Source organism: Pseudomonas marginalis (assembly GCF_900105325.1).
GTDB lineage: Bacteria > Pseudomonadota > Gammaproteobacteria > Pseudomonadales > Pseudomonadaceae > Aquipseudomonas > Aquipseudomonas marginalis.
Genome location: NZ_FNSU01000001.1, coordinates 462,655 through 484,023, shown reverse-complemented (window position 1 = coordinate 484,023; position 21,369 = coordinate 462,655). Strand labels below are relative to the sequence as shown.

The window sequence follows — 21,369 nt, the reverse complement described above, 5'->3', positions numbered from 1 at the left end:
GGAACTCGCCCCTATGAAAGCCCTGTTAACCACCCTCACCACCAGCCTGCTGCTGCTCGGCTCCGCCAGCACCTACGCCGCGTCTACCGTCGACCTGACCGTCAAGGGCCTGATCGTGCCTAGCGCCTGCACGCCAAACATGAGCAGTGGCGGGATCATCGACCACGGCAAGATTTCCGCAAAAGACCTGCGTCCGGACAACCCTACACACATCGGGACCCATGTCATGACCCTGGTGGTGGTGTGCGATGCGCCCATTCAGTTTGCCCTGCACTCCATCGATAACCGTGCTGGTTCATCCATTTCCTCTTCCGACTACGGCTTGGGCCTGATCAACGGCACCCAGAAGCTGGGCTGGTACAAGCTGATGCTGCGTAACGCCGTTGCCGACGGCGCACAGATGCAACCGATTGCCTCCTCGGATGGCGGCAACACCTGGTACAGCGAAAAGTTCTGGGACGCCGGCTTGTACATGGCGCTGGCCACCCTGGACGACGCCACCCAACCGGCCTCCATCAAGGAACTGGTGACGGAGTTGGTAGTAGACACCTCCATCGCCCGCACCGATGGCCTGGACCTGAGCAACGAGGTGACGCTCGACGGCTCGGCCACCTTGGAAGTGAAGTACCTGTAAGCCTTGGGCGCCCATGCCTGGCGGGAACAGGCAGGCATGGGCATTTCTTCCGTTTCGGCCGTTTGCACGTCGGCCAGTGGCGCAAACCGATGACTACCTACCCTCGCCTCTTGGCGACAGTCCTTTTACTGACGAACGCCACGGCGGCCTTTGCCGCGTCGTTTGTCGACATCACGGTGACCGGTCGGCTGACGCCGGACGCTTGCCACGTGACGCTGTCTGACGAGGGCACGGTCGATCACGGCAAAATCCCGGCTCACACCCTCAGTCCCAGCGAGTTCACCCTACTGCCCAGCCGGGCATTGGCGCTGAATGTGCAGTGCGCCAGGCCCATGCTATTTGCCCTGGTTGGGATCGACAACCGAGCCGAGTCCGCCTTGGGCCCCGGGCTTTACAGCCTGGGCAGAAACATCCACGCGCCCGCCGAACGCCTGGGGTCGGTGGCGCTGTCTTATCGCAACCCGTTGGGCGATGCGCAACCCATGCAAGCGCTGGCTTCCAGCGACAACGGCGAAACCTGGGCACCGCACCCCAATGCCTCCCCCAGGACCTACGTCGGTTTTGCCCCCATCGGTGATCGCCAGCCCGACTTCATCGGCCAGTTGAGCGCCCAACTGCAAATCGACACCGCCATCAACCTGGCCCAGTACCTGACCCTGAACCAGGAAGTGCCGCTCGATGGCTCCATCGTCCTGGATTTGCGCTACCTCTGACTTCTTTATGCTGCCCCTATGGGAAACCCCGTCATGACGACGACATTGTTGAAAACCGCGGCCTGCCTGGCTGCCCTGACGTTGCTGCCGGCCACTTATGCACAGGCCGATGGCATGGTCCCAGACACCTCCGTGGTGATCATTTACGAAACCGATGGCGAAGCCGCCGTATCGGTGACCAACACCGACAGCCAACTCGCCTTGCTGCACGTCACCCTGGAAGATGTTCCCGAGGACACCGAGTCGTTACTGGTGGTCACGCCGCCACTGTCGCGGGTCGAACCGTCCAAATCGCAACTGGTGCGTTTCATCCTGCAAAGCCAGCAACCGTTGCTCACCCAGCGACTCAAGCGGGCAATCTTTGAAGGCATGCCCCAGGGCCGGCCGGCCACTGAAGCCGGGCATGCACGGGTAGGCGTGACGGTGCGCCAGAACTTGCCGGTGATCATTCATCCCAAAGGCCTGGCGCGCAATCGCACACCGTGGACTCTACTGAGTTGGTCGCAGCACGGCGCCACCTTGCAGGTGCGCAACGACAGCCCGTATGTGGTGCGCCTGGCCCAGGAACTGCGCCTGCTGCCCGGTGATGGCAAGGCGATGCTGCCGCGCACCTACGTGTTGCCGGGAGAAACCCTGAGCATGCCGGCCACCGGCGGCCCGGCCAGCACCGTACGGCTGCAACCGGCCACGGTGTATGGCTTTGCGGTAGCCGCCTACGAAGCCCCTCTGACCTGACGGCATACACCAGGCGCCCGGCGCCTGCATAACGAAGTGACGGCTCGAAGACCGTCACCAGGGCGCACAGACGCCCATCACTTGAGTGCCTTTCGTGAAAACAGTATTTAGCGACCGTGACGGCGAAGCCGTGCCCGACACACCTGCCCGCATCACTCGCCCGGCCATGCTGTTGGCGTGTGTGCTCTGGCCCGCAGCATCCTGGGCCGAAGCACGACCGGGGTTTGATGCCACGACCCTGCACCAGCGGGGCATTGATCCACAATTGGCCAGCCTGTTGCTCGACGCACCGCGCTTTGCCGCAGGCCGACATGCTGTCAGCCTGCGGGTCAACGGCCAGCGCCGGGGGCGGCTGGAGGTGGGGTTTGATCAGCAGGGGGCACTGTGTTTTGACCGCGCCTTGCTGGACGCCGCCAACCTGATCGTCCCCGCAGATGACGGCCCCTGCCATGACTTTCTGGAACGCTACCCACAAAGCCTGGTGGAGCCCGACCCGGCAAGCCTGACGGTGTCGCTGGTGGTGCCGACCGAGGCGTTGCGGCCTGTGCAACAAGACGTCTCGGGCTATGAAACCGGTGGGGTTGCCGGTTTGCTCAATTACGACCTCACCGGGTTCTACAACCGCTTCGGTGACGGTGACAGCCGTTTCGGCTCGGCCAATACCGAAGTCGGTTTCAACGCCGGCGACTGGATCGTGCGCAGCCGCCAGGTACAGACCTGGCAGGACGGTCTGTCGCGCAGCACGCACCTGGAGGCCTACGCCCAGCGCACGTTCGCCAGCCACCAGGCCGTGCTGCAACTCGGGCAGATCAACCTCTACAACCCAGTGCTGTCCGGCGCGCAGATCACCGGGGTGCAGGTCCTCACCGAACAGGCCCTTCAAGAGCAAGGCCAGGGTGCGACCATCGAGGGGATCGCCAACAGCCCGGCGCAGGTCGAGGTGCGGCAGAACGGCGCGTTGATTCACTCCACAGTGGTCCCCGCCGGGCCGTTTTCCCTGACGGACGTGCGCCGTTTGAACTCGCGCTCCGACGTCGAAGTCACCGTCCGCGAAAGCAGCGGTGGCGAGCGGCGTTTCACCGTCCCGGCGGCCATGCTCGGCCTTGGTTTGCCAGCACCGGGCTATTCGGTCGCAGCGGGGCGCGTGCGCAACATCGGCAATGCCCAGGGCGATGACCCTTGGGTGGTCAGCGCAGGCTGGACCGGCGCCGTGCACCCGCAACTGTCCCTGGGCAGCGGCGTGCTGGCGTCCAGCGAATACCGCGCGGGCGGGTTGAGCCTGGGCTGGCTGCCGTGGCTGGACAGTCACATCCAGCTGTCCAGCCAACTCGCCGATACCCAGGCACGGGACAAGGTTCGCGGGCTGCAGACCGACCTGTCATGGGCCCAGCGCCTGAATGATCAGTGGTCGTTCAGCGTGGCCAATTCCTGGCGCACGGCGGGCTATCGGGAGCTGGAAGAAGCCACCTACGAACCCGAGACCACTCAGCAACGGCGCTCGCGTTATCGCGATCAACAAAGCGCGACGTTGGGATGGTCCCACCCGTGGTTGGGCGCGTTCAGTGCGGGGGCTTCACGCTCCAGCAGCTTTGATGGCGACAGCAGCAGCCGGGGCCTGGTCTCCTGGGGCACCAGCGTGCGCGGGGTGTCGCTGTCGGCCAGCGGCGAATGGCAGATGGGCGGCCGCCAGCAACAAGACAATGCGGTGTACCTGAACATCAGCGTGCCCTTGGGCGAGAGCCGCCGGGCCCGCGGCTGGGTGCGCAACTCCGGTGGCGAACACCGCACCGGGCTGGGTTTGAGTGAGCAGATCGACGATCAACTGAGCTACCGCGTCAGTGCCGAACACGACACCCGCGATCGACAGGTGGAAACCACGCTGGGCCTCTCCGCCCTGCCGCGCTATAGCCAACTGGACTTCAGCTACAGCCGCTCCGACGCCGAGCGTTCGAGCTACCAAGGCAGCGCCCGAGGCGGTGTGGTGATGCATGGCGGCGGCGTCACATTATCGCCCTACCCAGTGCGCGACACCTTCGCCGTGGCATCGGTGGGCGACATCAGCGGCATCAAACTGAGCACCCCCAGCGGGCCAGTGTGGACCGACTGGCAAGGCCAGGCCGTGGTGCCGCAGGTCAGCGCTTACGGCCGCAGCCCGGTGGAAGTCCAGACCCGCTCGCTGCCACGCAATGCGGATATCAACAACGGCCTGGCAATGATCGCCGCCGGGCGCGGGGCCGTGGATCGGGTCGAATTTGGCGTGACCCGCACACGTCGGGTATTGCTGCACGCGCGCACCGAACAGGGCACCCCCCTGCCGCGCGGGGCGTCCGTCAGTACCGCTGGCGGGGAGTTCGTGACCCTGGTCCAGGATGGCGGCCAGGTGTTCCTGCCCAATGTGCTGGAGCAACCGCAATTGTGGGTCAGCGCCCCTGGCATGACGCGTTGTGCCCTGCGCTTCGAGTTGCCGGAAAAGAGCGACCCCCAGGTGTATTTCGAAACCGCGTCCGCACGCTGCGATAAATCATGAGGACCCTCACCATGAATACCGCTTCTACCCTGTCCCGCCTGGCCATGAGCGTGATGCTGCTGATAGTCGCCAGCAACGCCCTTGCCGAGGACGAGTGCCAACTGAACCTCAATGAATCGCTGCTGGATTTCGGCCTGATGAGCCGTATCGCACAACAGGACAGCACCCTTGAGCGCCCGTTGGGTGAGCGCCGCGTCAGCCTGAATGTGAGCTGCGCGCAGCCGACCGACATGAGCCTGTTTTATCAGGCGCTGGCGGCCACTTCGCAGCGGCTGCGGTTCACCGAGCATGGCAGCTACGCGATCCAGGCCAGCGACGCGGTGCTGGACGGCACCGCCGTGGAGCTGGGATTGATCCCCGCACTCGGCCAGCCGCCAGTGGCCCGTGGCGCGCTGCTGAACTGGCGCACAGGCCACGGCATCGCACCGGTCAACGGCGAGACGCTACTCAACGGCCAGCATTTTTCCGTGCAATTGACCTTCAGCGCCTTCGCCGACATCGCCGCCACACGGGTCACGGACGCCACCACCTGGGAAGCCTCCGGGACGTTCCATGGCCGTCATAGCGCGCGCGAAGTGAGTCTGCGCGCCCACTTCGCGCCCGCCGCGTGCAAACCTCAACTGTCCAACGGTGGCCTGGTGGACTACGGCACGTTGCTGGCGAAAGATCTGAGCCCAACCCACGAAAACCCACTGCCCACCCGCACCTTGCAGTTCTCTGTCAATTGCGACGCGCCCACCCCCTTTGCCCTGCTGATGCACGACAACCGCTCCGGCACGGCCACCGGCGGCACCGATGAAACCGCCTATGGCCTGGACCTGGACAACAGCGGGAACAAGATCGGCCGCTACTACCTGAACATCGACCCGGCAGACTTCACAGCCGACGCCTACCGCACGCTCTACCGCACCGACTCCACCAGCAGCGGCCAGGCCTGGAGCACCTCCAGTGCGCGGCAGATTCCCATCGCCGCCCACAGCCTCATGGGTTTTACCGACAGCGCCGGCAACACCCGCGGCCCCATTGCCCTGCAGAACCTGGCCGGCACCGTGCGTATCAAGGCGTACCTGGCCCCCACCCAGTCCATGGACCTGCGCACGGTGGTGCACATCAATGGTTCCGGCACCCTTGAAATCATCTACCTCTAATCACTGGAATCCGCTGAATGAACAAGTACTGCCTGGTTTTTTCTTCACTGCTATTGCTGCCCTCGACCGCGCCGGCACTGGCGGCGTCGACCGTGGAGCTGATCGTCAAGGGCAGGATCACGCCCGTCGCCTGCACGCCGCTGCTGTCCGCTGGCGGCTTGATCGACTACGGCAAGATTTCCCAGCAGGACCTGAACCTCGACAGAGGCACACGACTGCCGATCAAACATCTGCAAGTCAGCATTGGCTGCAACGCGCCGAGCCGCTTTGCCTTGCGCATGCGTGACAATCGCGATGGCACGGCCACGGTCAATAGCGAGATTTACTACGGGTTGGGGCTGGACCAGAGTGGCAATCGCATCGGCCTCTATTCCATGAGCTTCGACCCGCGTAGCACCCAGGCAGACAGCACCACACCCCTGTACGGCACCGAGTCCACCACCGGTGGCCTGGCCTGGCGCACCGCCAACCTCAACCCTATCGATATCGGGGCCAACAGTTACCTGGGGTTCACCACCGCCGAAGGCAGCACCGCCGGGCCCTCGGCGATCCAGGCGTTAACCAGCACCGTCAAGGTCGAGGCGGTGATCAATGCCAAGCAGAACCTGGACCTGAGCAGCGACACCTTGCTCGACGGCTCGGCGACCCTGGAAGTGCTGTACCTCTAGACTTTCTCGCTGCTGACCTTCACATACAGCGCCCGCCCCGCCCCCAGCCCGGCAACGATGGCGCCCAGGCCGATCACCGCGAAAATCCAGCCGATGGCCGACCAGCCGCCCGTCCAGTCGTGCACCAGGCCCACCGCAAATGGGCCAATGGACGCCAGGGTGTAGCCAAAACCCTGGGCCATGCTCGACAGGTTGGCCGCCACATGGGAGTCGCGCGAACGCAGCACGATCAGGGTCAGCGCCAGGCTGAACGTACCGCCCTGGCCCAGGCCGAGCAGGATCGCCCAGCCCCAGAGGCCGTCCAGCGGTGCATACAGGCAACCGAACAAACCGCCGAGGGTCAGCAGCATCACCACTACGATCGCCAGGCGCTGGTCTTTGCCACGGGTGGCGAGCCAGGGTGCGGCGAGGGAACTGAACAATTGCATGACGATAGAGCCGGACAACGCCAACCCGGCTTCGGTGGCGCTCAGGCCACGACCGATCAGGATCGACGGCAGCCAGCCAAACACGATGTACGACAGGGACGATTGCAGGCCCATGTACAAGGTGACCTGCCAGGCCAACGGATCACGCAGCAGGCCCTTCACTCGATAGGCGACCTGGTGGGTAGCGTGTTTGCGGCCGACCTGCGGTAACCAGAACAACGCCGCCGCCAACGCCGGCAGAATCCAGAAGCCCAGGCCAATGGTCCAGCGGTCACCGAAGTAATGACTCAGCGGCACCGTGGCACCGGCGGCCAACGCCGCGCCCAGGCACAGGGCCATGGTGTAGACCCCGGTCATGGCACCGGCCTGCCTGGCGAAATCACGCTTGATCAGGCCCGGCAGCAAGACGCCGATGATGCCGATGCTCGCACCGGCGATCAGGCTGCCGGCGAACAAGCCCACTTCGCCAAAAGCGCTGCGCAGGAGGATGCCGGCGGCCAGGGTCAGCAAAATCCCCAACACCACCCGCTCGGCGCCAAACCGCCGGGCCAGGATCGGCGCCGTGGGTGCGAACAGGCCGAGGCACAACACCGGCAGGGTGGTGAGCAAACCGGCCTTGGCCGCCGACAACCCCAGGCTGCTGGAGACGTCGGCCAGCAATGGCGCCACGCTCGACAGCGCCGGACGCAGGTTCAAGGCCACCAGAATCAGGCCCAGCAGCAGCAACCAGGGGCGACTCACCACCGGGTGGCTGCTTTGCACCACTTCGTCGTCGGCCTCGGCGTCGATCAACAGTTCGTCCAACTCGCTCGTACGTTTGGTTTCAGGGTTCATTGATCAACTGCCGGCAAAGGGATTTGGCGCGTTCCGGGTCCTGGTGTTCCACGGCTTCGAGCAGGGCGATATGCAGGTCGAACACCGCCTGGCGACGCGGCGAAATGTTCAGGGTCTGGCGCAACTGCACGCCGACGATGGCGGAAAAGTACTGGTACAGCTCGCTCAATGCCGGGTTGTGCGCAGCGTCCACCAGGCGTTTGTGGAACAGCAGGTCGGCGCTGATATAGGCCTCGAGGTCACCGTGGTACAGCACCGCGCTGGCCTTGAGTGCCTCATGCAAAGCGGTGAGGTCGGCTTCGGTACGGCGCACCGCCGCGAGCCCGACGGCCTCCACTTCCAGTATCTGCCGCGTCTCCTGCGCCTGCTCCAAGGTGCAATGGGATAACGCGCGCATGGCCCCCAGCGGGTCGGTCATGGAGCGCAGGTAACTGCCGTCGCCCTGGCGGATCTCGATCAACCCGGAAAACGCCAGCACGCGCATGGCCTCGCGCACGGTATTGCGGCTGATGCCCAGCTCGGCGGCCAGCTCCGGCTCGGTGGGCAGGCGCTCGCCGATGGCCCACCGGCCTTCGCTGATACGCCAGCGCAATTGCTCAAGGGCCTGGTCCACCAGGGAGCGTTTGATCAAGGGGGCGATGTCTGTCATGGGATGCAGGCTTTCGTCCAATCATAGGATGAATTTTCCTACAGCCTATTCAGAGTTGCCTACAAAGGCAACGCACTACGGTTCTTAGGCAGCAAAAGGAGCAGTATTTTCGATTGGTAAAATTACCCTCAAAGGGTAATTATTCGGCTCAGGTGTCTTATGGAAAAGTACACACCTCATTACGATCTGGCGGTGATCAAGACGGATGTCAGGCGGCTTGGAGGCCGGGCATTTACGCTCGCAGCAAAGCAAACAGGCGCGCGGCTCGGCCTGAATATCAACGAGATGCAAGAGGTCGTTTTCGAACTACAAAACAGGATGTTGTACAAATCGATGACCACGTATGCCGATCACCGGGTGTGGCAGGACGTGTACCACATCAATTCACACGGTCTGGAGATTTACATCAAGGTCACTTACTGCACAGCCGGTAACCCTCCAGTGATCTCCTTCAAGAAGAAGAGCTCATGAACACTCAACATTGCTTCATTTGCGGTGCACCCGACGCCATGACGCGCTTCGAAAGCCGCAGCGAAACCCTCCGTGTCAACGGCATGGAACGGCGTGTCGATGACCTGTCTGGCTGGGAATGCCAACTGTGCGGCGACGGCATGCATGACCCTGACAGCTCCGACCGCTATAGCGCCGCCAGCGATGAACTGGTCCGTACCGCGCGGACAATGATCGGCAACGAGATGAAACGCATCCGTCGCAAGCTGCACCTTACGCAGAAAGAAGCCGTGCAACTGTTGTCCGGTGGCGGTCACAACGCTTTTTCACGTTATGAACGCGGTGAGCTTCTGCCACCGAAGCCACTGGTTCTATTGATGCGATTGTTGGACCGTTACCCTCACCTCCTCGCCGACGCCAGGGTATTGGCCGAAGGCGCTGACCTGCGGGGCTTCACCCATACCGCGAACACAGGGCAGGAGGCGCTCAAGGCCTCCTGAACAGACAAAAATAAACCCGGCCAAGCCGGGTTTATTTTTTCAGGCATCGATCAATGCAGGATCTGGCTCAAGAACAGCTTGGTCCGGTCATTCTGCGGGTTGTCGAAGAAGTCATTCGGCGCCGCCTGTTCGACGATCTCGCCCTTGTCCATGAAGATCACGCGGTTGGCCACGGTGCGCGCGAAGCCCATTTCGTGGGTTACGCACAACATGGTCATGCCGTCTTCGGCCAGGCCGATCATGGTGTCGAGTACTTCCTTGACCATTTCCGGGTCGAGGGCCGAGGTCGGCTCGTCGAACAGCATGATTTTCGGCTTCATGCACAGGGCACGGGCAATCGCCACGCGCTGTTGCTGGCCGCCGGACAGTTGCCCCGGAAACTTGTGAGCCTGCTCCGGGATGCGCACACGCTCCAGGTAGTGCATGGCGATTTCCTCGGCCTTGCGCTTGGGCATCTTGCGCACCCACATCGGCGCCAGCGTGCAGTTCTGCAGGATGGTCAGGTGCGGGAACAGATTGAAGTGCTGGAACACCATGCCGACTTCACGGCGGATCGCTTCGATCTGCTTGAGGTCGTTGGTCAGCTCCACGCCATCGACCACGATGCGGCCCTGCTGGTGCTCTTCCAGGCGGTTGAGGCAACGGATGGTGGTGGACTTGCCCGAACCCGACGGGCCGCACAGCACGATACGCTCGCCCTGCTTGACGTTGAGGTTGATGTCTTTCAACACATGGAACTGGCCGTACCACTTGTTGACGCCCTGCATCTGGATAATGCCTTCAGGGCTCACAGGCTGTTTGATCGCTTCGCTCATAACATCAACTCCTAACGCTTGTGGCCTGTGTCGAGCTTGTGTTCCAAATGAATGGAATAGCGCGACATACCAAAACAGAAAATCCAGAACACCAGGGCGGCAAACACATAGCCTTCGGTGGCCATACCCAACCATTTAGGGTCGGCGGCGGCTTGCTTGACGCTGTTGAGCAGGTCGAACAGGCCGATGATGATCACCAGGCTGGTGTCCTTGAACAACGCGATAAACGTGTTGACGATGCCCGGGATCACCATCTTCAGGGCTTGCGGCAGGATCACCAGGCCCATGCTGCGCCAGTAACCCAGGCCCATCGCCGCGGCCGCTTCGTACTGACCTTTGGGAATCGCCTGCAAGCCACCGCGCACCACTTCGGCCACGTAGGCCGACTGGAACAGGATCACGCCGATCAACGCCCGCAGCAGCTTGTCGATGCCCATGCCTTCGGGCAGGAACAAGGGCAGCATCACCGAGGACATGAACAGCACGGTGATCAACGGCACGCCGCGCCAGAACTCGATAAAGGTCACGCAGACCACACGAATCGCCGGCATGTTCGAGCGCCGCCCCAAGGCCAGCACAATGCCCAGAGGCAAGGCGCCGGCGATGCCGACGGTGGCGATGACCAGGGTCAGCATCAGGCCGCCCCATTGGCTGGTGGCCACATTGGTCAGCCCGAAGATCCCGCCGTGCAGCAGGAAGTAGGCGATGATCGGGTACAGCACCAGGAAGCTCAGGCCATAGACCGCCTTGCGTGGGAAACGCGAGATGAACAACGGCGCCACGCCGACGATGGCCAGCCACACGGTCAGGTCCACACGCCAGCGCAGGTCGCCGGGGTAATAGCCGTACATGAACTGCCCGAAGCGCTGCTGGATAAACACCCAGCACGCGCCTTCCTTGGTGCAGTCGGCGCGGGTGGTGCCGACCCAGTTGGCATCGAGGATGGCCCACTGCAGGATCGGCGGCACCACCAGGTAGATCAGGTAGAACGCCAACAGCGTCAGCAGGGTATTGAGCCAACTGGAGAACAGGTTGGCGCGCATCCAGGCCATCGGTCCGAAGACTTTGCTCGGCGGCGGCATATCAGGTTTGAAAGTATGCGAACTCATGTGCGTTTCCTCACCGCTCGATCAGCGCAATGCGCTTGTTGTACCAGTTCATCAGCAGGGAAATGCTGATGCTGATCGCCAGGTACACGCTCATGGTGATGGCAATAACCTCGATGGCCTGGCCGGTCTGGTTGAGCACCGTGCCGGCAAACAGCGAAACCATTTCCGGGTAACCGATACCGGCGGCCAGCGACGAGTTCTTCGCCAGGTTCAGGTACTGGCTGGTCAGCGGCGGAATGATCACCCGCAGGGCTTGCGGGATGATGACCTTGCGCAGCGTCGGCCCAGGGCGCAGGCCCAGGGAGCGCGCAGCTTCGGTCTGGCCGTGGCTGACGGACTTGATGCCCGAACGCACGATCTCGGCGATAAACGCTGCCGTGTACACGGTAAGCGCCAGGGTCAGCGCCAGCAGTTCAGGGATCAGTACCCAACCGCCGACAAAGTTGAAACCTGAAAGCTTTGGTATTTCCCAGTGCAGCGGCGCGCCGAAGATCAAGGCACACAGCGCCGGGATCACGATAAACAGCGCCAGGCCCGCCCAGAACTTATGGAAGGGTACGCCGGTCGCTTCAAAACGCTTGTTGGCCCAACGCGCCATCAGCACGATGGCCACGATGGCAACCACAATACTGGCCACAAACGGCCAGAACCCGTCAGCGGCCAGCGCTGCCGGCATGTTCAGGCCACGGCTGCTGACAAAGAAGGTGTCACCGAAGTTATGGCTGTTGCGCGGTCCCGGCATGGTCAGGAACACCGCGAAGTACCAGAACAGGATCTGCAGCAGCGGCGGAATGTTGCGGAACACTTCCACATACACGGTCGCCAGCTTGTTGATCATCCAGTTCGGTGACAGGCGCGCCACGCCGATGATGAAGCCCAGCAGGGTCGCCAGGATCACCCCGATAAAGGTCACCAGCAAAGTGTTGAGCAGCCCGATCACAAAGACGCGGGCATAACTGTCCGATTCGGTGTAGTCGATCAGATGCTGCGCGATGCCGAAGCCGGCACTGCGCTCAAGAAAGTCGAAACCCGAGGTAATGCCCCGGTGCTGAAGGTTGGTCTGGGTATTGTCGAAGAGGTACCAGCCCAGCGAGACCACCGCCACAATCGTGATGATCTGGAAGAGCCACGCACGCACTTTGGGATCGCTGAAGCTGAGCTTCTGCTTTGGTGCGCCGATTTGATTTTGCATGAAGTGCCCCGGAAAGAATGGAACAGAACATCACCCGGCGGTTGGCCCACCGGGTGACAGAACCATCAGCGATCAGCGCACAGGGGGTGCGTATTGAATGCCGCCAGCGTTCCACAGCGCGTTCAGGCCACGGTCGATTTCCAGCGGGGTGCTCTTGCCCAGGTTGCGCTCGAACACTTCACCGTAGTTACCGACTTGCTTGACGATCTGTACGACCCAATCCTTCTTCACTTTCAGGTCTTTGCCGTATTCGCCGTCAGCACCGAGCAGACGCGCAACGTCCGGGTTCTTGGTGGACTTGGCTTCAGCTTCAACGTTTTTGGACGTGATGCCGGCTTCTTCAGCGTTGAGCATGGCGTAGCCCACCCAGCGCACGATGGCCAGCCACTCGTCATCGCCGTTACGCACGACCGGGCCCAGCGGTTCCTTGGAAATGGTTTCCGGCAGAACCACGTAGTCCTTCGGCGCGGCCAGCTTGCTGCGCTGGGCGAACAGTTGGGACTTGTCGGAGGTCAGTACGTCGCAACGACCGGATTCCAGCGACTTGGCGCTTTCATCGGAGGTGTCGAAGGTGATCGGGGTGTATTTGAGGTTGTTGCCACGGAAGTAGTCGGAAACGTTCAGCTCAGTGGTGGTACCGGCCTGGATGCAGATGGTTGCACCGTCCAGTTCCTTGGCACTTTTGACACCCAGCTTGTTGTTAACCAGGAAGCCGATGCCGTCGTAGTAAGTGATGAAGCCCGGGAATTTCAGGCCCATGCCCGCATCGCGGGAGCTGGTCATGGTGGTGTTGCGCGACAGGATGTCGACTTCGCCGGATTGAAGCGCGGTGAAACGCTCCTTGGCGTTCAACTGGCTGAATTTGACCTTGGTGGCGTCGCCGAAAACGGCAGCGGCCACGGCGCGGCAAACGTCAGCATCGATCCCGAGGATCTTGCCGCTGGCATCCGGTACCGAGAAGCCCGGCAAGCCGTCACTCACGCCACATTGCACAAAGCCTTTCTTCTGCACGGCGTCCAGAGTGGCGCCAGCCTGGGCGAAACCACTGACACCCAGTACAGCCGCCGCGCTAACGATGGCCAGGGTGGATTTCAATACCTTCATTCAAACCTCCAGTTGCTCTTGTTGTGTCGAAGCTCCAACCTCAGCGCACCCTTATGAGGCGATATCGACCCGTGTTGGCTTTTTTTAGGGTCAAGCGGCATGAGGCTTTCGCGGTAATTCCAGCGGCTATCCTGAAAGCGGCAGTCACTGATAGTGTTACCGTCCCAGGAAAGTTCTGACATCGACCTACACATAGCAAGGCGCGTACCAGAGTGGCGGCTGAGTCGTTTCAGCCCCTCGTCAATGGAAAAAGATTCAACCTTGCGACATTCTCTTAACAGATCAACCTGTCGCGCACCGTTACGACGCACCCAATCGGAGCGCGCGCACATATATGGAGCAGACATGACCGAACCCTTGATTCTTCAGCCCGCCAAGCCCGCAGACGCCTGCGTAATCTGGTTGCATGGCCTGGGTGCCGATCGCTACGACTTCCTGCCGGTGGCCGAGGCGCTGCAGGAAAGCTTGCTGTCCACCCGCTTTGTATTGCCCCAGGCACCGACCCGTCCGGTGACGATCAATGGTGGCTACGAGATGCCCAGTTGGTACGACATCAAGGCCATGAGCCCGGCCCGCTCGATCAGCCTGGAAGAGCTGGAGGTGTCGGCAAAAATGCTGACCGATCTGATCGAAGCACAGAAGAGAACCGGAATAGACGCTTCGCGGATTTTCCTCGCGGGCTTTTCCCAAGGTGGCGCCGTGGTATTCCACACCGCGTTCCTGAATTGGGAGGGGCCATTGGGCGGCGTCATCGCCCTCTCCACCTACGCGCCCACCTTCAGCGATGAGCTTGAATTGTCGGCCAGCCAACAACGCATTCCAACGCTATGCCTGCACGGCCAGTACGACGAGGTGGTACAGAACGCCATGGGCCGCAGCGCCTACGAGCATCTGAAAACCCGTGGTGTCACCGTGACATGGCAGGAATACCCAATGGGCCACGAAGTGTTACCCCAGGAGATACACGATATAGGGACTTGGTTGACCGCTCGCCTGGGCTGAACCCCACGTTTATGTAGCCGTATGACAGACGCACTACGCCGCGCCCGATTCTTGCATTACACTGGCCGGCGTACATTCCTTAACCAATTAATGAGATCACCGTGCTCAAAGCACTCAAGAAGATGTTCGGCAAAAGCGAGGCTGAGCCGCTCGCGCCTGTTCCCAGTGCTCCTGTCCCCACCTCCGGCAGCCGCAATGACGGTCAACAGCCAGGCCGGACTGCACCTGTCGCCCAGCCGAAGACGCCGACGGTGACACCGCCCGAACAGGCAAAACTCGAGACGCAAGCCGCACCCGCCCCCAAGCCTCGCCGGGAACGCGCGCCCAAACCGCCGGTGATCCCGTGGAAACTCGAAGACTTCGTCGTCGAGCCCCAGGAAGGCAAGACCCGCTTCCACGATTTCAAACTCGCCCCGGAACTGATGCACGCCATCCAGGACCTGGGTTTCCCGTACTGCACGCCGATCCAGGCGCAGGTCCTGGGCTTCACCCTCGCCGGCAAAGATGCCATCGGCCGTGCCCAGACCGGTACCGGCAAGACCGCCGCGTTCCTGATCTCGATCATCACCCAGCTGCTGCAAACGCCGCCGCCGAAAGAACGCTACATGGGTGAACCGCGTGCGCTGATCATCGCGCCTACCCGTGAACTGGTGGTGCAGATCGCCAAGGACGCCGCCGACCTGACCAAGTACACCGGTCTCAACGTCATGACGTTCGTCGGCGGCATGGACTTCGACAAGCAGCTCAAGCACCTCGAAGCCCGCCACTGCGACATCCTGGTGGCGACCCCCGGCCGCCTGCTGGACTTCAACCAGCGCGGCGACGTGCACCTGGACATGGTCGAAGTGATGGTGCTGGACGAAGCCGACCGCATGCTCGACATGGGTTTCATCCCACAAGTGCGTCAGATCATTCGCCAGACCCCGCCAAAGGCCGAGCGTCAGACCCTGCTGTTCTCCGCGACCTTTACCGAAGACGTGATGAACCTCGCCAAGCAGTGGACGACCGAGCCGTCGATCGTCGAGATCGAAGCGCTGAACGTCGCCAGCGAAAACGTCGAACAGCACATCTATGCCGTGGCCGGTGCCGACAAGTACAAGCTGCTCTACAACCTGGTCAACGACAACGGCTGGGAACGCGTGATGGTGTTCGCCAACCGCAAGGACGAAGTGCGCCGCATCGAAGAACGCCTGGTGCGCGATGGCGTGAATGCCGCGCAGCTGTCCGGCGATGTGCCGCAACACAAGCGCATCAAGACCCTGGAAGGCTTCCGCGAAGGCAAGATCCGCGTGCTGGTGGCCACCGACGTGGCCGGGCGCGGGATTCACATCGACGGCATCAGCCACGTGATCAACTTCACCCTGCCGGAAGTGCCGGACGACTACGTGCACCGCATCGGCCGTACCGGCCGGGCGGGGGCTGCGGGCGTGTCGATCAGCTTTGCCGGGGAGGATGACTCGTATCAGCTGCCGTCGATCGAGACGTTGCTGGGGCGCAAGATCAGTTGCGAGACACCGCCGACGCACTTGCTGCGGGCTGTAGAACGCAAACGCCCGTAAGCTGAAATGCGATAAAAAATGTGGGAGGGGGCTTGCTCCCGATAGCAGTGGGTCAGTCACAGATAAAGTGACTGACACCCTGCCATCGGGATGCAAGCCCCCTCCCACATTTGGTTCTGTGTTCGGCTGGCTATTTCCAGCGATCCGCTGCAGCGTGGTCGCTGTCTCGCCCTTCCACCCAGCGCGCGCCTTCGCTGGTATTTTCCTTCTTCCAGAACGGCGCACGGGTTTTCAGGTAATCCATCACAAACGCACAGGCATCGAACGCGGCCTGGCGATGGGCACTGGCGGCGGCCACGAACACTATCGGCTCGCCAGGCTCCAGCGCACCGATACGATGCAGCACTTCGAGCTTGAGCAGCGGCCAGCGTTGCTCGGCTTCGACGGCGATCTTGGCCAAGGCTTTTTCAGTCATGCCCGGATAGTGTTCGAGGAACATGCCAGACACCTCGCGCCCCTCGTTGAAGTCGCGCACATAGCCGACAAAACTCACCACCGCGCCCACGCCCACATTCGCCGCGTGCATCGCGTTGACCTCGGCACCGGGGTCAAACGGTTCGACCTGTACACGAATGGCCATGTTCAGCCTCCGGTCACGGGCGGGAAGAACGCGACTTCATCACCGGCCTGCAACGGCTCGTCGAGAGCGCACAACTCCTGGTTGCGAGCACACATCAAGCTGGTTTCGTTGAGCACTTCAAAGCCCGGATCAGCGGCCAGCGCCTGGCGCACGGCATCGACCGTGGCGAAGTCGCCTTCCATCTCAAGTGAATCCAGGCCTATTTTTTCGCTGTAACGCGCGAAAAACAGTACGTTGATGCTCATTGTCCATCCGCCTTGAAATGCCCGCTCTTACCGCCAAGCTTTTCCAGCAGGCGAATGTTTTCGATGGTCATGCCGCGATCCACGGCCTTGCACATGTCGTAGATCGTCAGCGCCGCGACGCTGGCCGCCGTCAACGCTTCCATCTCTACGCCGGTCTGCCCGGACAGCTTGCAGCGTGCGACGATGTGCACCGAGTCTGCGCCATCGGCACTCAGTTCGACCTTGACACCGGTCAACATCAGCGGGTGACACAGGGGGATCAAATCACTGGTTTTTTTCGCCGCCTGGATCCCGGCGATGCGGGCCACGGCAAACACGTCGCCCTTGGGATGGGCGCCGTCGACAATCATTTGCAGGGTCTCGGGCAGCATGCGCACCCGCGCTTCGGCCACCGCCTCCCGGAACGTCACGGACTTGTCGGTGACGTCGACCATATGGGCGCGACCTTGGGAATCGAGATGAGTCAGCACAGGGATACTCCTGATCAGGAGCGGCGATTGTAAACCCAACACACAATAAATGTGGGAGCAGCGGTGCGACGCACCGCCGCTCCAACGGTTACAGGTGCGACTCTGCGTATTCAGCCAGAATCGAGCGAGGAACCCCTTGCAGCGCGATATGCACGCCGTTCGGGAAGTCCTTGAAGCGTTCCGTCAGGTAGGTCAGCCCGGAGCTGGTCGCGGACAGGTAAGGGGTGTCGATCTGTGCCAGGTTGCCCAGGCACACCACTTTGGAACCGGCGCCGGCACGGGTGATGATGGTTTTCATCTGGTGCGGGGTCAGGTTCTGGCATTCATCGATCAAAATCAGGCTCTGCTGGAAGCTGCGACCTCGGATGTAGTTGAGGGATTTGAACTGCAACGGCACTTTGCTGAGGATGTAGTCGACGCTGCCATGGGTGTTTTCGTCATCCATGTGCAAGGCTTCGAGGTTGTCGGTGATCGCCCCCAGCCACGGCTCCATTTTTTCCGCCTCGGTACCGGGCAAAAAGCCGATTTCCTGGTCCAGGCCCTGCACGGAGCGGGTGGCGATGATGCGGCGATAGCGCTTGGTCACCATGGTCTGCTCGATGGCGGCAGCCAGGGCAAGGATGGTTTTACCGGAACCGGCAGCGCCCGTCAGGTTGACCAGGTGGATGTCCGGGTCGAGCAGCGCATACAGCGCCAGGCTCTGGTAGATGTCACGCGGTTTCAGGCCCCAGGCTTCCTGGTGCAACAGGGGTTCCTGATGCAGGTCGAGGATCAGCAGCTTGTCGACCTGGATCTCTTTGATCCAGCCCACGAAGCCCTGTTCGTCGACGATGAATTCATTGATATGCACGGCCGGCAGATTGTCGATCAGTTGTACCTGGTGCCAGGTACGGCCATGGTCCTGACGGGTTTCGACCTTGCTGACACGGTCCCAGAACGAGCCGGTCATCATGTGATAACCACGGGACAGCATCGACACGTCGTCGACCAGTTGGTCGGTACTGTAGTCCTCGGCAGCGATCCCACACGCTCGTGCCTTGAGGCGCATATTGATGTCTTTGGTCACCAGCACCACGCGCAGGTCCTTGTCGCGAGCGTGCAGGTCGATCAATTGGTTGATGATTTTGTTGTCGTTCAGGTTTTCGGGCAGCAGGCTGTTGGGCTCGCTGCGCTTGCTCATCAGGATCGACAGCAAGCCCTTGGGCCCGCTTTTGCCGCGCTGGATCGGCACGCCGACCTCAACGTCCTCGGGTGACGCTTCGCCCAGGGTCTTGTCGATCAGGCGGATGGCCTGGCGGCATTCGGCAGCCACGCTGTGGTGCCCGCTTTTGAGTTTGTCGAGCTCCTCAAGCACGATCATCGGGATGGCGACGTGGTGTTCTTCGAAGTTAAGCAGTGCGTTTGGATCGTGGATCAGTACATTGGTATCAAGCACATAAAGGATTGGCTGGTCGGAAGAAGGGTTACGTCCATGATCATCCATACTCGGTCACCTTTGTGGGAGCCAGTCGACGCAATACCACAACAGTGCTGCGCCTCGATTCGACCACCGACTGCACCTGAGTGACGTCAAGCGCAGTGCCCACATGAGGAGTCTTGGAAGACGCCACCTGTGTTGCAGGTTTCGGCGATCTGACTTCGTAATACCGCAAAACCCATGACAGGAAAAAGTACTTTGACGCTTTTTTGAAGTTTATTTTTCAGGATGACGAATAGCACTAGCCGAGTGCCCCATGCACCGTTAAAGTCGGAAGTCCGCCTGCATCGAAATGTCGCACAAAATCAGCGTAAAAATGCCTCGCACCCAACAGGGCCGGGCACTTCATCCTTTTAACGAAACGCCTCCCGGCAGTCCTGCCAACCCAGCCCACTCTGCGCCGTTGCCTGCAGCAACATCGGCAGTGCTACCCGCGCCTTGTCCTGGGTGTCGTGAAACACAATCACGCCTTTGCGCCACAACAGCATCAACGTCAGCACCCGTTGCGCCGACTCATCGGCCTTGAGCTTGCCCGGCTCGTCCTGGGAATCGATGTCCCATAACGCCACCTGCAAGCCCTGGGACTGGAAGAACCCCTGGCTGTCCGCGCGCCGCTGTCCGTAAGGCGGGCGGAACAGCGGCACGTAGTTTTCCGGCATCAGGTTCTGCACCAACTGCGCGCTGCGGGTGATGGAGCCTTGCCAGTCCACCCAATGGCTGTGGGAACGGTATTGCCAGCCCTGGGTGCCGACGCACTGGCCTTGGTACAACGCCTCCACCTGCGCGGCGGAACTGCGCTCCACGCGGTTTTGCAGGCTGCTGCCGAGGACAAAGAAGGTGGCGTTCATCTTCTGCTTGCGCAGGTAGTCGGCGAGCCAGTCGGTATTGCCGCTGACCGGTGCCGGACCGCCGTCGAAGGTCAGCAGGAACAGGCGGTCGTTGAACTCGTCGCCGTTGCGTTCATGGTCGCCAAAGCGCGCGACTTCGCTGCTGATCTGCGGAAACAGCGCGGCCTTGCGCAGCAGTTCGTCCAGATAACGCTCATGGAAGGCATGGCTGGGTGCAGCCCAGCCTATATAGAAAGAGTCTTCGCTGATCGCCAGCTTGCCGGCCTGCTCCCGCAGGTCGTCCATGCTCTCTACCAGGTAGCAGAACGAGGCGTCGACTTCGCAGCTCTGCTGGGCGAACGTGTAGTTCTCCAGCAGGCGCTGCCACAGCTCGCGGCGCAGGTCGTCGATGGCCGCCAGGTTGATGATCTTCAAGCCCAGGCGCTGCTTGAGTGCGGTTTCATCCTGGGATTCACTGGCCAGCAGGCTGTGGGCGAACATCAGGATTTCCGCACGCGAGGCCACATCGAACAGCGCCGGGCTGCTGAGTTTTTCCGGCCAGGTGCCACGGTCCAGGCTGGCTACATCCACCGGCGCCGCCTGGGCATTCAGGCACAGCAGGCACGCCGACAACAAAAGCGCTATTCGCACACAGGGTCTCCCTCTCCAGAGTCACCGGCCATCATAGCGGATCGCGTCTATCGCCATCATAGGTGGAGTCAAATCGCCCCAGCCCCTAGAATCCCCGCACGATTTACAGGAGACGACTTCATGCTGATGGTGATTTCCCCCGCCAAGACCCTCGATTTCGAGACCCCAGCGGTGACCCAGCGCTTTACCCAGCCACAGTACCTGGACCATTCCCAGGCGCTGATCGAGCAACTGCGCGAACTGAGCCCGGCGCAGATCAGCGAATTGATGCACGTGTCCGACAAGATCGGTGGCCTCAATGCTGCCCGCTTCGGCAGCTGGAACCCGGCCTTCACCCCCGAGAATGCCAAGCAGGCCTTGCTGGCGTTCAAGGGCGACGTGTACACCGGCCTCAACGCCGAGACCTTCAGCGATGCCGACTTCAGCTACGCCCAGGACCACCTGCGCATGCTCTCGGGCCTGTACGGCCTGCTGCGCCCCCTGGACCTGATGATGCCGTATCGCCTGGAGATGGGTACCAAACTCGCCAACGCCCGTGGCAAGGACCTGTACGCCTTCTGGGGCACGCGCATCAGTGAGTGGCTGAACGAAGCCCTGGCCGAACAAGGCGACGACGTACTGCTCAACCTGGCCTCCAACGAGTACTTCTCGGCGGTCAAGCGCACAGCCCTGAACGCGCGGATCATCAACACCGAGTTCAAGGACCTGAAAAACGGCCAGTACAAGATCATCAGCTTTTACGCGAAAAAGGCCCGGGGCATGATGAGCCGCTTCGTGATCGAAGAGCGCATCAACGATCCGACCAGGCTCAAGCAGTTCGATGTGCAGGGTTACCGCTTCAATGCGGAGCAGTCCAAGCCGGACAATCTGGTGTTCCTGCGCGATCGTGCACCGGAATAAGGCCGTACCCGCCTCTTTCAGACAATGAAATCCAAATGTGAGAGGGGGCTTGCCCCCGATTGCGGTGGTTCAGTCACGAATCTATCGAGTGATGCACTGCCATCGGGGGCAAGCCCCCTCCCACATTTTTATCCGCGCTTCACGCCAAGAAT

22 protein-coding genes are annotated in these 21,369 nt (G+C 61.6%); 11 read left to right on the top strand and 11 right to left on the bottom strand.

Annotated elements, in window-relative coordinates; translation table 11 throughout:
* Positions 1-13: 13 nt before the first annotated feature.
* The 6 genes from BLW22_RS02395 (at position 14) to BLW22_RS02370 (ending at position 6,425) form a co-directional block, all read left to right on the top strand.
* Entirely contained in the window at positions 14-634 is a 621-nt protein-coding gene (locus tag BLW22_RS02395) for a DUF1120 domain-containing protein (RefSeq protein ID WP_065924216.1), read from the top strand.
* 89 nt (positions 635-723) lie between these two features.
* Positions 724-1,347, top strand: a complete 624-nt coding sequence (locus tag BLW22_RS02390) for a DUF1120 domain-containing protein (RefSeq protein WP_065924217.1) — start codon at positions 724-726, stop codon at positions 1,345-1,347.
* A 33-nt stretch (positions 1,348-1,380) separates the two neighbouring features.
* Positions 1,381-2,082, top strand: coding sequence for a fimbria/pilus chaperone family protein (locus BLW22_RS02385; protein WP_065924218.1), 702 nt, complete (start codon positions 1,381-1,383; stop codon positions 2,080-2,082).
* A 94-nt stretch (positions 2,083-2,176) separates the two neighbouring features.
* Entirely contained in the window at positions 2,177-4,609 is a 2,433-nt protein-coding gene (locus BLW22_RS02380; RefSeq protein ID WP_083381311.1) for a fimbria/pilus outer membrane usher protein, read from the top strand.
* A gap of 11 nt (positions 4,610-4,620) precedes the next feature.
* On the top strand, positions 4,621-5,757 hold the full coding sequence (locus BLW22_RS02375) for a DUF1120 domain-containing protein (protein WP_074843975.1): 1,137 nt from the start codon (positions 4,621-4,623) through the stop codon (positions 5,755-5,757).
* A 17-nt stretch (positions 5,758-5,774) separates the two neighbouring features.
* On the top strand, positions 5,775-6,425 hold the full coding sequence (locus BLW22_RS02370; protein ID WP_074843973.1) for a DUF1120 domain-containing protein: 651 nt from the start codon (positions 5,775-5,777) through the stop codon (positions 6,423-6,425).
* On the opposite strand, the gene BLW22_RS02365 is transcribed toward BLW22_RS02370, so the two are convergent.
* On the bottom strand, positions 6,422-7,687 hold the full coding sequence (locus BLW22_RS02365) for a CynX/NimT family MFS transporter (protein ID WP_074843971.1): 1,266 nt from the start codon (positions 7,685-7,687) through the stop codon (positions 6,422-6,424). The two genes, BLW22_RS02370 and BLW22_RS02365, sit on opposite strands and share 4 nt — an antisense overlap.
* On the bottom strand, positions 7,677-8,336 hold the full coding sequence (locus tag BLW22_RS02360; protein ID WP_074845128.1) for a FadR/GntR family transcriptional regulator: 660 nt from the start codon (positions 8,334-8,336) through the stop codon (positions 7,677-7,679). Before BLW22_RS02360 ends, BLW22_RS02365 begins: the two co-directional genes overlap by 11 nt.
* A gap of 159 nt (positions 8,337-8,495) precedes the next feature.
* Here BLW22_RS02360 and BLW22_RS02355 point away from each other — a divergent pair, with 159 nt between their 5' ends.
* A complete protein-coding gene (locus tag BLW22_RS02355; RefSeq protein ID WP_074843969.1) occupies positions 8,496-8,807 on the top strand; it encodes a type II toxin-antitoxin system MqsR family toxin in 312 nt (103 codons plus the stop codon).
* Entirely contained in the window at positions 8,804-9,286 is a 483-nt protein-coding gene (locus BLW22_RS02350; RefSeq protein ID WP_065924223.1) for a type II toxin-antitoxin system MqsA family antitoxin, read from the top strand. Before BLW22_RS02355 ends, BLW22_RS02350 begins: the two co-directional genes overlap by 4 nt.
* A gap of 50 nt (positions 9,287-9,336) precedes the next feature.
* Here BLW22_RS02350 and BLW22_RS02345 read toward each other — a convergent pair whose 3' ends face one another.
* The 4 genes from BLW22_RS02345 to BLW22_RS02330 form a co-directional block, all read right to left on the bottom strand.
* Positions 9,337-10,101 (bottom strand): amino acid ABC transporter ATP-binding protein, encoded by a 765-nt coding sequence (locus BLW22_RS02345; protein WP_003171943.1) that lies wholly within the window; start codon positions 10,099-10,101, stop codon positions 9,337-9,339.
* Positions 10,102-10,112: 11 nt separating this feature from the next.
* Positions 10,113-11,210: an amino acid ABC transporter permease gene (locus tag BLW22_RS02340; protein WP_027604714.1), complete on the bottom strand. Its 1,098-nt coding sequence runs from the start codon at positions 11,208-11,210 to the stop codon at positions 10,113-10,115.
* A 10-nt stretch (positions 11,211-11,220) separates the two neighbouring features.
* A complete protein-coding gene (locus tag BLW22_RS02335; protein ID WP_065948981.1) occupies positions 11,221-12,402 on the bottom strand; it encodes an amino acid ABC transporter permease in 1,182 nt (393 codons plus the stop codon).
* 72 nt (positions 12,403-12,474) lie between these two features.
* Positions 12,475-13,506, bottom strand: a complete 1,032-nt coding sequence (locus BLW22_RS02330) for an amino acid ABC transporter substrate-binding protein (RefSeq protein WP_065875000.1) — start codon at positions 13,504-13,506, stop codon at positions 12,475-12,477.
* A gap of 345 nt (positions 13,507-13,851) precedes the next feature.
* On the opposite strand from BLW22_RS02330, the gene BLW22_RS02325 reads away from it, so the two are divergent.
* The gene (locus BLW22_RS02325) at positions 13,852-14,508 is read left to right on the top strand and encodes an alpha/beta hydrolase (RefSeq protein WP_027604717.1); all 657 of its coding nucleotides are present in this window, start codon (positions 13,852-13,854) and stop codon (positions 14,506-14,508) included.
* A 95-nt stretch (positions 14,509-14,603) separates the two neighbouring features.
* Positions 14,604-16,067 (top strand): ATP-dependent RNA helicase RhlB, encoded by a 1,464-nt coding sequence (gene rhlB / locus BLW22_RS02320; RefSeq protein ID WP_074843967.1) that lies wholly within the window; start codon positions 14,604-14,606, stop codon positions 16,065-16,067.
* 130 nt (positions 16,068-16,197) lie between these two features.
* On the opposite strand, the gene moaE is transcribed toward rhlB, so the two are convergent.
* The 5 genes from moaE to BLW22_RS02295 all read right to left on the bottom strand — a co-directional run bounded on the left by moaE (position 16,198) and on the right by BLW22_RS02295 (position 20,317).
* The gene (moaE, locus tag BLW22_RS02315; RefSeq protein WP_065924226.1) at positions 16,198-16,647 is read right to left on the bottom strand and encodes a molybdopterin synthase catalytic subunit MoaE; all 450 of its coding nucleotides are present in this window, start codon (positions 16,645-16,647) and stop codon (positions 16,198-16,200) included.
* A gap of 2 nt (positions 16,648-16,649) precedes the next feature.
* Positions 16,650-16,892 carry a molybdopterin converting factor subunit 1 gene (gene moaD / locus BLW22_RS02310; protein WP_065938595.1) on the bottom strand — a complete coding sequence of 81 codons (243 nt, stop codon included), beginning with the start codon at positions 16,890-16,892 and terminating at the stop codon, positions 16,650-16,652.
* The gene (moaC, locus tag BLW22_RS02305) at positions 16,889-17,362 is read right to left on the bottom strand and encodes a cyclic pyranopterin monophosphate synthase MoaC (protein ID WP_027604721.1); all 474 of its coding nucleotides are present in this window, start codon (positions 17,360-17,362) and stop codon (positions 16,889-16,891) included. Before moaC ends, moaD begins: the two co-directional genes overlap by 4 nt.
* 88 nt (positions 17,363-17,450) lie before the next feature.
* Positions 17,451-18,845, bottom strand: a complete 1,395-nt coding sequence (locus tag BLW22_RS02300) for a PhoH family protein (protein WP_005785025.1) — start codon at positions 18,843-18,845, stop codon at positions 17,451-17,453.
* Between the two features lie 347 nt (positions 18,846-19,192).
* The gene (locus BLW22_RS02295; protein ID WP_074843965.1) at positions 19,193-20,317 is read right to left on the bottom strand and encodes a polysaccharide deacetylase family protein; all 1,125 of its coding nucleotides are present in this window, start codon (positions 20,315-20,317) and stop codon (positions 19,193-19,195) included.
* A 120-nt stretch (positions 20,318-20,437) separates the two neighbouring features.
* Here BLW22_RS02295 and yaaA point away from each other — a divergent pair, with 120 nt between their 5' ends.
* Positions 20,438-21,217: a peroxide stress protein YaaA gene (yaaA, locus tag BLW22_RS02290; protein WP_065924228.1), complete on the top strand. Its 780-nt coding sequence runs from the start codon at positions 20,438-20,440 to the stop codon at positions 21,215-21,217.
* Positions 21,218-21,369: the final 152 nt, after the last annotated feature.